This window comes from Actinoplanes sp. NPDC051537 (genome assembly GCF_055586105.1).
Genome location: NZ_JBVJIU010000004.1, coordinates 368,113 through 381,906, shown reverse-complemented (window position 1 = coordinate 381,906; position 13,794 = coordinate 368,113). Strand labels below are relative to the sequence as shown.

Annotated in this window: 16 protein-coding genes and 2 pseudogenes; 10 read left to right on the top strand and 8 right to left on the bottom strand. The window is 74.0% G+C overall.

Features of this window, described 5'->3' with window-relative positions:
- Positions 1-14 precede the first annotated feature (14 nt).
- The 4 genes and pseudogenes from ACZ6TB_RS11555 to ACZ6TB_RS11540 form a co-directional block, all read left to right on the top strand.
- The gene (locus ACZ6TB_RS11555; protein ID WP_465553251.1) at positions 15-431 is read left to right on the top strand and encodes an ester cyclase; all 417 of its coding nucleotides are present in this window, start codon (positions 15-17) and stop codon (positions 429-431) included.
- A gap of 65 nt (positions 432-496) precedes the next feature.
- The gene (locus ACZ6TB_RS11550) at positions 497-1,429 is read left to right on the top strand and encodes a cation diffusion facilitator family transporter (protein ID WP_465553249.1); all 933 of its coding nucleotides are present in this window, start codon (positions 497-499) and stop codon (positions 1,427-1,429) included.
- A gap of 68 nt (positions 1,430-1,497) precedes the next feature.
- Positions 1,498-2,943 (top strand): GGDEF domain-containing protein, encoded by a 1,446-nt coding sequence (locus tag ACZ6TB_RS11545; RefSeq protein ID WP_465553247.1) that lies wholly within the window; start codon positions 1,498-1,500, stop codon positions 2,941-2,943.
- A 36-nt stretch (positions 2,944-2,979) separates the two neighbouring features.
- Positions 2,980-3,387, top strand: a pseudogene (locus ACZ6TB_RS11540) (GAF domain-containing protein); the annotation flags it as partial.
- A gap of 23 nt (positions 3,388-3,410) precedes the next feature.
- On the opposite strand, the gene ACZ6TB_RS11535 reads toward ACZ6TB_RS11540, so the two are convergent.
- On the bottom strand, positions 3,411-3,632 hold the full coding sequence (locus tag ACZ6TB_RS11535) for a hypothetical protein (protein ID WP_465553245.1): 222 nt from the start codon (positions 3,630-3,632) through the stop codon (positions 3,411-3,413).
- On the opposite strand from ACZ6TB_RS11535, the pseudogene ACZ6TB_RS11530 reads away from it, so the two are divergent.
- Both ACZ6TB_RS11530 and ACZ6TB_RS11525 read left to right on the top strand, forming a co-directional pair.
- Positions 3,529-3,804: pseudogene (locus ACZ6TB_RS11530) on the top strand (ATP-binding protein); the annotation flags it as partial. The gene ACZ6TB_RS11535 and the pseudogene ACZ6TB_RS11530 sit on opposite strands and share 104 nt — an antisense overlap.
- A gap of 130 nt (positions 3,805-3,934) precedes the next feature.
- Positions 3,935-5,041: a sensor histidine kinase gene (locus ACZ6TB_RS11525; protein WP_465553243.1), complete on the top strand. Its 1,107-nt coding sequence runs from the start codon at positions 3,935-3,937 to the stop codon at positions 5,039-5,041.
- A gap of 37 nt (positions 5,042-5,078) precedes the next feature.
- On the opposite strand, the gene ACZ6TB_RS11520 is transcribed toward ACZ6TB_RS11525, so the two are convergent.
- The 4 genes from ACZ6TB_RS11520 to ACZ6TB_RS11505 form a co-directional block, all read right to left on the bottom strand.
- Positions 5,079-5,444, bottom strand: a complete 366-nt coding sequence (locus tag ACZ6TB_RS11520; protein WP_465553241.1) for a response regulator — start codon at positions 5,442-5,444, stop codon at positions 5,079-5,081.
- 62 nt (positions 5,445-5,506) lie between these two features.
- On the bottom strand, positions 5,507-5,704 hold the full coding sequence (locus ACZ6TB_RS11515) for a hypothetical protein (protein WP_465553239.1): 198 nt from the start codon (positions 5,702-5,704) through the stop codon (positions 5,507-5,509).
- Positions 5,701-6,375 carry a hypothetical protein gene (locus tag ACZ6TB_RS11510; RefSeq protein WP_465553237.1) on the bottom strand — a complete coding sequence of 225 codons (675 nt, stop codon included), beginning with the start codon at positions 6,373-6,375 and terminating at the stop codon, positions 5,701-5,703. Before ACZ6TB_RS11510 ends, ACZ6TB_RS11515 begins: the two co-directional genes overlap by 4 nt.
- A 77-nt stretch (positions 6,376-6,452) precedes the next feature.
- On the bottom strand, positions 6,453-9,020 hold the full coding sequence (locus ACZ6TB_RS11505; protein ID WP_465553235.1) for a winged helix-turn-helix domain-containing protein: 2,568 nt from the start codon (positions 9,018-9,020) through the stop codon (positions 6,453-6,455).
- A gap of 81 nt (positions 9,021-9,101) precedes the next feature.
- Here ACZ6TB_RS11505 and ACZ6TB_RS11500 point away from each other — a divergent pair, with 81 nt between their 5' ends.
- From ACZ6TB_RS11500 to ACZ6TB_RS11490, 3 genes are all read left to right on the top strand, one after another.
- Positions 9,102-9,617 (top strand): DUF5134 domain-containing protein, encoded by a 516-nt coding sequence (locus ACZ6TB_RS11500; RefSeq protein ID WP_465553233.1) that lies wholly within the window; start codon positions 9,102-9,104, stop codon positions 9,615-9,617.
- A gap of 187 nt (positions 9,618-9,804) precedes the next feature.
- Positions 9,805-11,136, top strand: a complete 1,332-nt coding sequence (locus ACZ6TB_RS11495; RefSeq protein WP_465553232.1) for a peroxidase family protein — start codon at positions 9,805-9,807, stop codon at positions 11,134-11,136.
- 6 nt (positions 11,137-11,142) lie between these two features.
- Positions 11,143-11,562: a TIGR03618 family F420-dependent PPOX class oxidoreductase gene (locus tag ACZ6TB_RS11490; protein WP_465553230.1), complete on the top strand. Its 420-nt coding sequence runs from the start codon at positions 11,143-11,145 to the stop codon at positions 11,560-11,562.
- On the opposite strand, the gene ACZ6TB_RS11485 is transcribed toward ACZ6TB_RS11490, so the two are convergent.
- Positions 11,534-12,022 carry a TauD/TfdA dioxygenase family protein gene (locus tag ACZ6TB_RS11485; protein WP_465553656.1) on the bottom strand — a complete coding sequence of 163 codons (489 nt, stop codon included), beginning with the start codon at positions 12,020-12,022 and terminating at the stop codon, positions 11,534-11,536. The two genes, ACZ6TB_RS11490 and ACZ6TB_RS11485, sit on opposite strands and share 29 nt — an antisense overlap.
- A gap of 181 nt (positions 12,023-12,203) precedes the next feature.
- Here ACZ6TB_RS11485 and ACZ6TB_RS11480 point away from each other — a divergent pair, with 181 nt between their 5' ends.
- Positions 12,204-12,617 (top strand): ATP-binding protein, encoded by a 414-nt coding sequence (locus tag ACZ6TB_RS11480; protein ID WP_465553228.1) that lies wholly within the window; start codon positions 12,204-12,206, stop codon positions 12,615-12,617.
- Here the strand turns inward: ACZ6TB_RS11480 and ACZ6TB_RS11475 are convergent.
- Positions 12,591-13,340: a class I SAM-dependent DNA methyltransferase gene (locus tag ACZ6TB_RS11475; protein ID WP_465553226.1), complete on the bottom strand. Its 750-nt coding sequence runs from the start codon at positions 13,338-13,340 to the stop codon at positions 12,591-12,593. The genes ACZ6TB_RS11480 and ACZ6TB_RS11475 overlap by 27 nt on opposite strands.
- 61 nt (positions 13,341-13,401) lie before the next feature.
- The gene (locus tag ACZ6TB_RS11470) at positions 13,402-13,794 is read right to left on the bottom strand and encodes a cupin domain-containing protein (protein ID WP_465553224.1); all 393 of its coding nucleotides are present in this window, start codon (positions 13,792-13,794) and stop codon (positions 13,402-13,404) included.

Below are 13,794 nucleotides of genomic sequence, written 5' to 3'. Positions count from 1 at the left end.
GAAGGAGAACGATCATGAGCATCGAGGCCTTCACCCGGCTCTTCGACGAGGTGTTCACCAAGGGTGACCTCGAGGCGGCCGACCGGCTCGTCGCCCCGACGATCATCGACCACCAGTTCGCCCCGGACGGCAGCCCCGGCCGGGAGCTGACCCGGGACCAGTTCAAGGGATTCGTGCGCGCGCTGCGGGCCGGCATCCCCGATCTGCACTACACGGTCGAGGACGCGGCGGCGGCCGGCGACCGGGTCTGGATCCGCGTCCGGGCCCGCGGCACCGACAGCGGGACCGGCCAGTTCGGGCATCCGGCGACCGGGAAGCCGATCAGCATCGACGTGATCGACGTCGCCCGCTTCGCCGACGGGCGCATGGTCGAGCACTGGGGCGTGCCCGACCGGATGAGCGTTCTCCAGCAGCTGGGTCACCACGCCTGAGCAACTGCAGGTCGTTGGCAGTTGCCACATTGTCGCACGACTAGTGCCGGACGTAAGCTGGCGGCATGCACAAGCACACCCATGAGCACGTCGACACGGCCCTGGAGTCCTCCCGGGCCGGGATGCGGGCCCTGTGGGTGTCGCTGGCCGGGCTCGGCGTCACGGCGACGCTGCAGGCGCTGATCGTGGTGTGGTCGGGGTCGGTCGCGCTGCTCGGGGACACGCTGCACAACGCGGCCGACGCGCTCACGGCGGTGCCGCTCGGCATCGCGTTCCTGCTCGGGCGGCGGGCGGCGACGCGGGCGTACACCTACGGGTTCGGCCGTGCCGAAGACCTGGCCGGCATCGTCATCGTGCTGGTGATCGCCGGGTCCTCGGTCGCCGCCGCCTGGCTCGCGGTCGAGCGCCTGGCCGACCCGCGGGAGATGACGCACCGGCCGTGGGTGCTGGCCGCGGGCGTCGTCGGCTTCCTGGGCAACGAGATCGTCGCCCGCTATCGCATCGCGGTCGGGCGGCGGATCGGCTCGGCCGCGCTGGTCGCCGACGGCCTGCACGCCCGCACCGACGGCTTCACGTCGCTCGCCGTCGTGCTCGCGGCGGCCGGCGCGTGGCTCGGCTGGCGGTGGGCCGACCCGGTCGTGGGCCTGGCCATCACGGTCGCCATCGCGTTCGTGCTCAAGGACGCCGCCCGCGAGGTCTACCACCGGCTCATGGACCGCGTCGAGCCCGAGCTCGTCGACCGGGCCGAGCAGGCACTGCGCGGCGTCCCCGGCGTGCACGACGTCTCCGGCCTGCGGCTGCGCTGGATCGGCCACCGCCTGCACGCCGAGGCCGCCATCGTCGTCGACGCCCGGCTCAGCCTGGTGGCCGCCCACGACATCGCCGACGAGGCCGAGCACCGGCTGTCCCATTCCGTGCCCCGGCTGACCAGCACGACCGTCCACGTCGACCCGGACACCCACCGCCTCGTGGCGGCCGCTACCGATTCGCACCCGTGAAGGCACCCCGGCCGCAACCGGGTGGCGTTGCTATTGCTGGGGAGCACTAGCGGAGGTTGCGGCGAGTCATGGGCAGTCGGTTGATGCGGTGGCACGTCGCCGTCGCGGTGGTGGTGCTGGCCGGGTTCCTGGTCGTGCCGGACGGTGGCACGCTGCAGCTGGTCTGGCAGATCGCGTGCGGATGGTTCGCGACCGCGATGATCGTCGTGGGAGTGCGGACGCGGCGGCCGGCGATGCGGGCGACGTGGTGGCTGTTCGCGCTGGGCGTCGCCGGGAACTCGGGGGGCATCCTGGTCGAGTACGTGCTGACCCGCACCGAGGCCGAGCCCGGCTTCCCGTCGCTGGCCGACATCGCGTACCTCTCGCTCTATCCCGCCGTCGCGACCGGGCTGCTGCTGCTGATCCGCCGCCGCACCCTGTACCGCGACTGGTCGAGCGTGATCGACGCCACCACGCTGACCACCGGCATGGGCCTGCTCGCCTGGGTCTTCATGGTCCGGCCCGCCGCCTCCGACCCGTCGATCGGGCTGCTCGGCCACATCGTCAGCACCGCCTACCCGGTCGGCGACATCGTGCTGGTCGCCATGACCGTACGGCTGATGCTCAGCGGCAGCGCCCGCAACACCTCGTTCCGGCTGGTCTGTGCCGCGCTGATCTGCTTCCTCGCCGGCGACGGCGCCTGGGCCGTGGTCAACCAGATGGTCTGGGAGCCCGGGCCGATGGCGCACAAGCTGCTCGCGCTGGTCTTCCTCGCCGGTTACCTGCTGTTCGGGGCGGCCGCCCTGCACCCCGCGGTCCGCTCGCTCTCCAGCACGGTCGAGCCGCGCCCGATCCGGATCAGCCGGCCGCTGCTGCTGGCCCTGACCGTCGCCTCGCTGATCGGCCCGGCGATGCTGATCATGCAGGCGTCGCGGCACCGGGTCACCGACGCGCTGGCCATCGGGCTCGGCTGCGCGGTGCTGTTCCTGCTGGTCGTGACCCGCATGTCCCAGCTGATCAAGCAGCTCGACGTGCAGACCGAGAAGGTCCGCGCGCTCGCCGTCACCGACGAGCTGACCGGGCTGCCGAACCGGCGCGCCTGGAACACCGAGCTGCCCCGCACGATCGAGCGGGTGCGCCGGACCGGGGATCCGCTCACCGTGGCGATCCTCGACATCGACCACTTCAAGCAGTTCAACGACGCGTACGGGCATCTGGCCGGCGACCGGGTGCTGAAGGAGGCCGCCGCGGCGTGGCAGGACGAGCTGCGGACGGCCGACCACCTGGCCCGGTACGGCGGGGAGGAGTTCGTCGTGATGCTGCCGGACGCGACGGCCGAGCAGGCCCACGACATCGTCGACCGGATGCGGCTGGCGACCCCGCTCGGGCAGTCGTTCTCGGCCGGCATCGCGGTGTGGAACGGCACCGAGACCGCGGACGAGCTGACCGCCCGCGCCGACGCCGCCCTGTACGCGGCCAAGAACGCCGGGCGCAACCGGATCTGCGAGGCCCCCCTGGTCGCTACCGGCCGGTAACCCGAACGGCGGCGCCGCAGGTGGTTGGCTGGGACCATGGGTTCGTCGGATGCCACCGGGGCGGTCGCCGGCAGCCGGATCGCGCAGCTGTGCCTGGGTCTCGGCCCGGACGGCCCGGCGGCGAAGCTCGCCGCCCTGCTGGCCCGGTCGGCCGGCGCGCCCACGGCCCTGATCCATCTCACCGACGACGGCGAGCGGCTCTACGTGGCGGGCGCCGCGGGCATGCCCGCCGGCTGGGCGGCGATGGGACCGGCCCCGACGAGCTCGACGCTGGCCGGGCTGGTCGTCGGCCACCAGCACCCGATCATCATCCCGGACATCACCGAGGATCCGCGGGTTCCGTGCTTCGCCCCGGCCCTCGCGCTCGGCGTGCGCGCGTACGCCGGCTTCCCCATCCGTGACCCGCGGGACCACGTCGTCGGGGTGTGCACGGTCGTCGACTTCCGGCCGCGGCACTGGTTGCCGGATCAGCTGACCGCCATCGACGACGCCGCCCAGGCGTGCACCGCGCTGGTCGCCGAGCAGCAGAAGGCCGACACCCACCGCCGCTTTCTCGAGGCGCTGCTGCACCAGCTGCGTACCGGCGTGGTGGCCTGTGACGAGAGCGGGCGGCTGGTGTTCAGCAACGAGGCCGCGCGCCGGCTGGTGGGGGTCATGCCGATCGGCTCGCACATCGGCGAGTGCGGCACGCACAGCCTGCTCACCGACGTGACCGGCCGCCGCCTGCCGCCCGAGGAGCTCCCGCTGTGGCGGGCCCTGCACGGCGAGCAGGTGCACGGTGCGGAGCTCACGGTCGGCGTTCCCGGCCGGCCCGTCCGGACGGTGAGCGCCGACGCCGAGCCGATCACCGGGGCCGACGGGCGTCGCCTGGGCGCCGTGGCCGCCGTCCGCGACGTCACCGACCGGCGGCGGGCCGAACGGTTCGGCGGCGTGGAACGCGCGGTCGCGGCCGCGCTCGAGAACGCGGGCGGGCATCCACGACGCCGGGCCGGTGATCCTCGCCGAGCTGTGCGCCGCCTTCGGCTGGCCGCGGGCCGAGATCTGGCTGGTCGACCAGCAGGCCGACGCCCTCGTGCTCGCCGCCCGGCACCCGGCCGCACCGCCGGGCCCGGCCGGATGCGAGGACGCCCTCACCCGGGCCGCCTGGCGAACCGGCGCGCCGGTCTGGACCGTCGACATCGCCGCGGACGCCGGCGACGTCCCGCCGGGGCCGGGAGACCGAGAGGCGGCGGCACGGCGGGGGCTGGCCGTGCCCGCGCCCTCCGGGGGCGGCGTCCTGGTCGTCCTGTCGTTCTCGGCGGGCGTGGTCGACGATCCCGCCGATCCGCTCCTCACGCTGCTGTCCGGGATCGGCACCCACATCGCCGAGTTCCTCGAGCGACGGCGGGCCGAGGAGCTCACGCTGGCCCTGTCCCGCAGCAAGGACGACTACCTCGCGCTGATCGGCCACGAGGTGCGCACGCCGCTGACGTCGATCACGGCGTACATCGAGATGCTGCGGGAGAGCGACCCGGAGACGCTGGCCGAGGACCTGCCCGGCACGCTCGACGTGCTCGCCCGCAACAGCACCGCGCTGCGGCGGATCGTCGACCAGCTGCTCGACCTCGCCGCGCTGGACGGCGGTCACGCCGGGCTGGCGCGGGAGCCGATCGATCTGGCCGGCGTCGTGCGGGCCGCGGCCCAGGCGGCGCAGCCGGTCGCCGCGACGGCCGGGGTGGCGGTGACGCTCGCCCTCGGCGACGGCGCCGTGATCGCCGGCGACCCGATCCGGATCCGGCAGGTGGCCGATCAGCTGCTCGACAACGCCATCAAGCACAGCCGCGGCGGGGGCCGGGTGACCGTGACCGTGACCCGGCCCGACCACGCCTCGATCGAGCTGACCGTCACCGACACCGGGCTCGGCCTCCCGGACGACGACCAGCACCGGGTCTTCGCCCCGTTCTACCGCACGCAGCGCTCCCGCCTGCACGGCATCGAGGGCACCGGGCTCGGCCTGACGATCTGCCGCGCCGTCGTCGAGGGGCACCACGGAAGCATCCGGCTGGTTCCGGTCGGCGAGCCGGGCTCCCGGGTCGTCGTGCGCCTCCCGGCCGGCTGAGCCGATTCCGCGCATGAAATGCCGCGGCAGGTCGCGCCTACCCGCCGCCCAGCACGTCGCGCAGCCGGGACACGAGCTCGGCGGGCAGGAACGGCTTCATCAGGACCGCGGTCGCGCCGGCCTCGGCCGGGCGGGCGTCGCCGGGTATCAGGCTGCCGCTGACGAAGAGGACCGGCAGGCCGGCGGTCGCCGGATCGGCTCGCAGGGCCCGGCACAGATCGATGCCGGACATCGTCGGCATGTCGATGTCGCTGACCACCACCGCCGGCCGATGCGCCCGGACCGCCTCCAGGGCGGCGGCGCCGTCGGGCGTCTCGATCACGTCGTATCCGGCCCGGCGCAGGATTCGCGCCGCGATCGCACGGATGTCGCCGTCGTCCTCCGCCAGCACCACTGTCGTCATGCAGAAATGCCGTCCCGCCCCCGCAGCAGCACCCGTCACCCGAAACCTACATGACGTAGGTATCAGCCGCGGGCATTCACCGACAACAGCGTGGCGCCCATGTCGCGCAGCTTGTCGAGGATGCCGTAGAGCCGGGCCTGGTCGGCGACCGGGACGCGGAACGACGACGTGCCGTCCGCCCGGCGGACGACGGTGACGTCGCCGAGCCAGGCGGACCAGTGGTCGTCGAGGTGACCGGCGACCCGGAACTCGTAGGTCATCGGAGGGCGAACGCGTCGGCGGGAGCGGGAGCGGGCGCCGCCGACTCGCGGGCGTGGCGCCACAGGGAGACGCCGAGGCCGATCAGGGCGACGCCGGTCGGCACGGCGAACGGCCGCTCGAACGACTGCGGCAGGACGGGCAGGGCGAGCGTGGCCGTGGTGCCGGCGGCGAGCAGGGCGGCGGCCCAGCGGGCGAGCACCCGGGCCCGGAACAGGGCGATGCCGAAGAGCAGGCCGCCGCCGAGGTAGCCGGCCGCGGAGACGATGAAGGCGGGCGCGAGGAGCCCGATGTCGCCCTTCGCACTGCCGCCGGCGGCGGCGTCGAGCACGTCCTGCACGTACGCCGGTTGGGTCGCGGCCAGGCTCGGCAGGATCGCCGCGGCGACGAACGCGATGCTCAGCATCGTCAGGAACCCGATGGCGAACAGCACGTAGCCGGCCAGACCGAGCACGCCGGCCCGGCGGACCTGGCGCAGGTACAGGCCGGTGATGCCGGCCAGCGCGAGCCCGGCCATGACCACCTTGGCCACGTTGCGGATCGCCCATTCGGCGCTCGTGACGGACGCGGTCTCCATGGGCGGATGGTTGATCTGGACGCCGATGAACAGCAGACCGGCGACGGCGGCGGCCGCGGCGGCGGCCCGGGTCAGGTGCGTTGTCGTAATCGTCATGCCGATAGACGGTAGGAACGGGCCGGGTGAGCGCACATCACCAGACGATGTGATTGCGGCCGGTCACATCAGGCCGGTCACATCAGGCCGAGCTCGCCGGCCCGGCGGACGGCGGCGCGGCGGGTGTTGACGCCGAGCTTGGTGAAGATGTGCTTGGTGTGGGTGCGCAGGGTGTTGACCGAGACGTAGAGCCGGCGGGCGATCTCGGGTCCGGTGAGGTCGGTGGCGAGCAGCCGCAGCACGTCGAGCTCGCGTTCGCTCAGCCCCTCGGCGCCACCGGCGGGCGGATCGGCGCCCTCGTCGCGGAACAGCCGGGCGTAGCCGGCCGGGATCCCCTCGTCGCGGGCCCGGCGCAGGTCGTCGCGGGCGGCCTCGGGATCGCCCGCGGCCCGGTGCGCGAGCGACCGCACGAAACGGGCCTCGATGACGCTGCCGCCCCGGCCGGCGGCCTCGGCGGCGTCGATGATCCGGCCGAGCTGGGCGATGACCGGCCCGAGGTCGCCGCCCTCGGCGATGCGCAGGCGGGCCAGGGTGAGCTGGTTGTACTCGGCCAGGTACGAGGGCGGGTCGCCGGCCGAGACCGACTGCTCGCGGGCCCAGGCGCGGGCGTCGGCGAGACGGCCCTGGGCGATGCGGATCCGGGCGCGGGCGGCGGCGATCGGGGCGACGTCGGGGAAGAAGCCGGGCGCGTAGCGCGGCTCGGCCTCGTCCAGCATCCGGACGGCGCCGTCGAGGTCGCCCCGGGCCCGCAGCAGCCCGGCCATGGCCGTGTACCAGCGGTGCCGGTTCTCCGGCAGGGACGCGCGCTCGCCGAGCTCCTTCGCCGTCCGGAGGTGCTCCTCGGCGGCGTCGAGCTCGTCCTGCTCGCGCAGCACGCCGGCGAGGCCCACGTGCAGGTCGCCGGTCGTCGACAGCACCGGCCCGCGATGCCGTCCCGCGCTGCCCAGGGCCTGCTCGTAGAGCCGCCGCGCCTCGACCGGCTGACCGAGCGCCAGCCACATCCCGCCCAGCACGACCGTCGCCCCCAGCGCGTCGGCGATGTTCCCGGCGGCCCGCAGGCTGGTCACGGCCTCGTTGAACGTGCTCACCGCGGTCGGCAGGTCGCCGGCGGCCCAGGCGGCCAGCCCGAGGAAGCCACCCGCCGCGCCCCGGCTCAGATGGTCCTGCGGCCCGCAAAGATCAAAGGCCTTCCGCGCGTACGCGACGGTGCCGCCGACATCGCCGCCGGCCTGCGCGATCGCGGCCCGGTAGAGCGCGATCGTCGCCGGGAGCGCGCGCAGCTCCTCGTCCCGCGCGTGCCGGACCGCCTCGGGCACATCGACGGTCATCACCCCCGGGGTGGCGTCCGCCAAAGCCTCGTCGGCGACGTCCAGCCAGGAGAGCGCGTCGGGGACGTTGCCCTCGGCGAGGCGGCTCCAGCCGCGCAGGGCGGCCAGCAACGGCCGCCGCCGGAGCACGGCCTCGGGCAGGTGACCGAGCCACTCGCGCAGGGTGTGGTCCTGGCGGTGCTTGCGCAGGCCGGCCAGGGCCAGCTCGACCAGGTCGGCGACCAGCTCGTGGTCGGCGGCGGCGACGGCGTGGGCGACGGCCTCGACCAGGTCGCCCTGCCCGGCCCACCACGAGGCGGCGGCGCGGTGCAGGCCGGCCACCCGCTCCGGGTTCTGGGCGAGCAGGCGGGCCGCGAGGGCGTCGGCGAACAGGCGGTGGTAGCGGTACCAGCGGCGCTCGTCGTCGAGCGGGACCACGAACAGGTTGGCGCGCTCGAGGCCGGCCAGGGCGCGGTCGCCGTCGTCGCGGCCGGTGAGGGCGTCGCACAACGGGCCGGTCATCTGGCGCAGGACCGAGGTTTCCAGCAGGAAACGGCGTACGTCCTCGTCCAGGGTGTTGAGTACCTCCTCGACCAGGTAGTCGAGGACGAAGCGGTGACTGCCGGTGAAGGAGTCGACGAAGTCGCCCAGGGCGGGACGGTTGCGCGCGGACAGGGCGGCCAGCTGCAGACCGACGGCCCAGCCTTCGGTGCGCGAGTGCAGGGCTTCGACGTACGCGGGAGGCAGCCGCAGTTGTGCGACCTGATCGAGGAAACCGGCCGCCTCGTCCGGGGTGAACCGCAGATCGGCGGCGCGCACCTCGAGCAGCTCGCCGCGGGCGCGCATCCGGGCCAGCGGGAACGGCGGATCGACGCGGGTGGCGAGCGCGACGGCGACCGGGGTCCGGTCGAGCAGGAAGGCGACGGCGTCGTGCACGGCCGGGTCGGTGATGACGTGATAGTCGTCGAGCGCCAGCACGCCCCCGTCGAGGTCACCGGCCAGGGCGGTCAGCACCTCCGGGGCGGCCGCGCCCGGGTCGGCCTCGAGCAGGGCGGCCGCCTCCGCGCCGGCCGCCGGATCCATCGCCCGCACGGCGGCGACCACGTGGGCGAGGAACCGGGGCAGGTCGCTGTCGGCCGGGTCGAGCGACAGCCACGCCACCCGGGGCGCGTCGCCGGACGTCAGCCACTGGGCCAGGAGCGTGGTCTTGCCGAATCCGGCGGGCGCGCAGACCAGCACGAGCCGGGGTCCGGGCCGAAGCCGGCCGGTGAGCCGGGGCCGGGGCACCAAGGGGCGGCGCGATGCGGGAACGCGCAGCTTGGTGCCCAGCACCGCCATGGGCTCACCCTAGTTGTTTCGCCATCACCCACTCGCTCGCGGTACTGACCGGTGGATCTTTCCCGCCTAGCGTGAGGGCCCATGATCGGTCTTGACTCGCTGCGATGGTCACTGACGCTGGTCTTCGCCGCCGCCGCGGCCTTTCACACCGTACGGCTGAGAAAGGCCCCGGAGGATGCGCTGCACCTGCTGATGGGCGCCGCGATGATCGTGATGATCTGGCCCTGGGGCGACGCCGTCCCGCCCAGCCTGTGGATCACCGGTTTCGCCTTCACGACCGGATGGTTCGTGTCCCGCGCGGTCCGGCCCACCGCCGGCCGGACCGCGCCGATCCTGTTCGCCGCCGGCGCCGCCGCGATGGTCTGGATGAGCGCCGGCCCGCACCCGCACATGCCGCACCACCACCCCGGGGCCGCCCACGTGAGCTGGGTGAACGCGGCGCTCGGCGGCTGTCTCGTCGCCGCGAGCCTGTGGTGGGTGGTGCGCGGGATGCGCCTCGACGCGACCACCCCGGCCGATCTGACGCCCCATTGGCCGGCCGTCTGCCACGGGCTGATGAGCGCCGGCATGGGCCTCGCCCTCCTGGCAATCGGTTGACGCCATCGGTTCCGCGCGTCGGAAGCACCGCGGTACCGCGATCGAGCTGGAAGTCCCAGTCCGAGACCGAGTGTCTGAGGCCGTGTTCCCGGCGCGGGGTCGAAGACGCGGTCGCCGATCTGGTGGGACGGCCGGCTGTCACAAGTCGTAGGGTTGTCCGGTCCTAGCTGACATGCAGGGGAAAATCATGGGGCAGCCGCACGGAAGTCAGATCGTCGCCCGGGATCACTGCCTGAGTCTGGTGCGGGCGGTGGACCGGCCGACCGGCGCGGCCCGGTACGGGCGCATGTTCGGCGGGCTCGAGCCGCTCGGCACCGATCCGCAGCTGCTCATGCGGGCCGGGGACACCGGCGGGATCTGCGACGCCGCGGCCGTGCTCGACGAGGCCTACCCGGACGGTGACGACGCGGCCGAGGCCGCCGGGTGGCCGTTCTTCGGGCAGATCGTCGCGCACGACATCACCGCCGACCGCTCGCCGATCGGCGGCGGCGTGGCCACCGACGTGCTGCGGAACGCTCGGGCGCCCAAGCTCAACCTGGAGATGCTCTACTCCGACGGGCCGGTCGGCTCGCCCTACCTGTTCGACGTGCACGACCCGGCCAAGTTCCTGGTCGGGGACGACGTGCCGCGCAACCCCCAGGGTGTCGCGCTGATCGGGGACCCGCGGAACGACGTACACCTGTTCGTTCTGTCCCTGCATGTCGCGCTGTTGCAGGCGCACAACCGGATCGTGGACTGGCTGCGGGCGAACGGCGTCGCCGAGTCCGACGTCTTCGAGCGGGCGCGGATCACGCTGACCTGGAGCTACCAGTGGATCGTGGTGCACGACTTCCTGCCGCGCCTGGTCGGGCCGGCGCTGGTCGACGAGGTTCTGGCCGAGGGCGGCCGGTGGTTCGCGCCCGAGCCGGGTGAGGCGTTCATCCCGCTCGAGTTCGCCGACGCCGCCTACCGGTACGGGCACGGGCAGATCCGCCACACGTACCGGCTGACCGCGGACGGCCCGGCGGTGCCGCTCTTCCCCGACCTGGTGGGTTTCGGCCCGCTGCCGGCCGAGAGGCGCCTCGACCTGGCGCAGATCTTCGACGTGCCCGGCCGTCCGCCCGCCCAGCGCGCCAAGCGTCTCGACGGCCGGCTCGCCGCGAGCCTCATCGGCCTCCCCGAGCAGGTGACCGGCGCCGTGCAGACCGAGGCCTACCATTCCCTGGCCGTACGCGACCTGCTCCGCGGCGAGACGACCGGCCTGCCCAGTGGCGAGGCCGTCGCGGCGCTGCTCGGCGAGGCCCCGCTCAGCGACGAGGAGCTGCACCGGCACTGGCCGGGCGGCACTCCACTGTGGTTCTACATCCTGAAGGAGGCCGAGTGCCGGGCCGCCGGCGACCGCCTCGGCCCGGTCGGCGGCCGGATCGTCGCCGAGGTGCTGATCGGCCTGATGCGCGCCGACGAGCAGAGCTACCTGAGCCTCGAGCCCGGCTGGCAGCCGCCGGTGGCGTCCGACCTCGCGGGCCTGCTTCTCGGGTAGGTTGTCATGGTGGAGCTGAAGGACGCGTGGGAGCTGAGCCGCCAGGACACGGGACTCGCGCTGGTCTCGACCCTGCGCGCCGACCAGACCATCCAGACCTCGCTGGTCAACACCGGCATCGTCGGGGGCAGGCTCGCTTTCGTCACGTACGGGCGGGTGAAGCTCGCCAACCTGAGGGCGCGCCCGCAGCTCGCCGTCGGCTTCCGCACCGGCTGGCGCTGGGCGACGGTCGAGGGCACGGCCGAGCTCGCCGGCCCCGACGACCCGAGCCCCGGCCTCGACGCCGAGGGCCTGCGCCTGCTGCTGCGCGAGATCTTCACCGCCGCCGGCGGCACCCACGACGACTGGGACGAGTACGACCGCACGATGCGCGACCAGCACCGCACGGCCGTCCTCATCACGCCGACCCGGGTCTACGGCAGCTGAGCCCCCCCCCCAGCGGGAGGTCGCCGCGCAGGGTGATGCGGTGCACGACGCGGCGCCGGGCGCCGTAGTCGCGGTTGGCGTAGTGGGCGGTGCCGCGGTTGTCCCAGATGGCCACGTCGCCCGGCCGCCAGCGGTGCCGGGCGATGTGCTCGGGCTTGGTGAGGACCTCGCCGTCCCGCTCGTTGCCGCGGCCGCCGCGCCGCTGGGCCAGGTAGTACCCGAACTCGCGGTTGCCGTCGTGCACGGCCGTGAGCCGGTCGGCCAGCCGCCGGACGGGCTCGGCCAGCGAGTCGGAGGCGGCCCGCGCGTCGGCCCACTGGGTGTCGCCGCCGGTCGGGGGCAGCACCACGGCCCGCAGGATCGAGCCGGGCGGCGGCCGCTTCATGAACGTCACGTCGGTGTGCTTGCCCGCCGTGGCCGGCCGCGAACGGCGTGGCCACCTTCTTGCCGCGGAGGGCAGGCGTTTCCGGCCGTACGCGCGAGAGCGCGCCGGTGCAGCGGAACGAGAGAAGGCGGCGGACCGCCGGGTCGGAGCCCGCCCAGCGGCTGCCTATGGGTTTTGCGCAAGCACTCGTCCCGGGGGCTGGACCTTAACCCGTTCGAGTGGCGTATCCCGCTTTCCACCGGGTAGCAGGGAAGGTATGGATTCCGTCCGGCTGCGCTTCGTCCGCGCCGAGGAGAACGCGACGATGCGGAACATCGTCTCTCACCTGCTCACCGGGCAGCCGGTCGAGCTGGTGCAGGACGTGCTGCTGGTGATCACCGAGCTGGTCGACAACGTCGTGCAACACACCGCGGACGGCGGCGAGCTGCGGGTGGCGTGCGGCGATGATCACGTACGCGTGGAAGTCCGCGACCGCAGCCGCGAGTTCCCCCGCCTTCAGCGCCCCGACCCGCGCCGCCCGGGCGGCCGTGGTCTCCTGCTGGTCGCCGCCGTGGCGCGCACCTGGGGAAGTGAGCCCACCGGCGACGGCAAGGTGGTCTGGGCCGAGCTCATCCCGTCCGCCACCGGGCCGCCCCCCGGATTGTCAGCGAGCGCCGGCCGGCCCGGCTGACGGCTTGCGGGCTGACGGCTTGCGGGCCAGGAGCAGCCGGAAGCGCGGGTCGTCGCCCTCGTCGCGGCCCAGGCCGGACAGGCCGGGCGTGGTCACCGTGAAGCCCGCCGCGGCCAGGTCGTCGCGGAGGGCCCGCAACGGGGTCGTCCGGTAATACATCACGAACGGCGGCCGCCACACCGCGTTGCGGACCCGCATGGCCAGGTCGAAGCCGGCCGTGGCCCAGTAGGAGAACGAGGCCGGCGACGGCGGCGCCCCGATCGGGAACGCGAAGACCCCGCCCGGCCGCAGCGCGCGGAACACGCCGGCGAAGACCGCGGGCCGCTCGGCGGGCAGGAAGTGCCCGAGCGCCCCGAAGGTGACCGCGAGGTCGAACTCGCCGTCGAACGGCAGGTCGCGCACGTCGGCCCGGACCAGCGTGGCCTCCGGGTACGCCGCCCGGGCCCGGTCCAGCATCCCCGCGCTGAAGTCGACGCCGGTGATCGCGCCGGCGCAGAGCGGCCGGAGAACTCGCAGGCCCGCGCCCGTGCCGCAGCAGACGTCGAGCCCGGTCTCGAACGGGCCCTCCCCCGCCAGCGCCCGCTCCGTCGCGTCGAGGAGGACCTCGGGCGTGCGGAACGGCGTGTGGTCGAACTTCGGGGCGAGCAGGTCGTAGCCGTGCTCGACCGACGAGAGCGCCTGAACGGTCAGCTCACGCAGGGACGGACCTTGCGGCGAGAACACCAGCCGAGGGTAACGGAGGCCGCCACCCCCGGCTCCGTGCCGGGCCAGATGTGACGTCCAGCTAGGCCGGCACCCGGCGGTCCTTGCGGGCCGCCAGCTCGTCCTCGTCGACCAGCACCAGCATCGGCTTGCCCGGCTCGCACAGCATCGTGACGGCGAACCGCAGCCGCACGTCGTCGCGTGCGTTGCCGTCCCGGTAGTGGATGACGTCGCCGCCGGGCTCCCAGAACGCCTCGCCGGCCTTGACCACCCGCGGCGCCTCGCCCTCGAGCTCGAAGACCATCTCGCCCTCGAGCACGATGCCGAACGCCGGACCGGGGTGGCGGTGCGGCGGCGCGCCGGGGTCGCCCGGCGGGTACTCGACGACGATGGTCATCGCGTGCGCGCCCGCCGGGATCGACGGGGGCGCGGCTTCCTGGACCACGGTGACCGCGGTCTTCCATGCATCGGACAT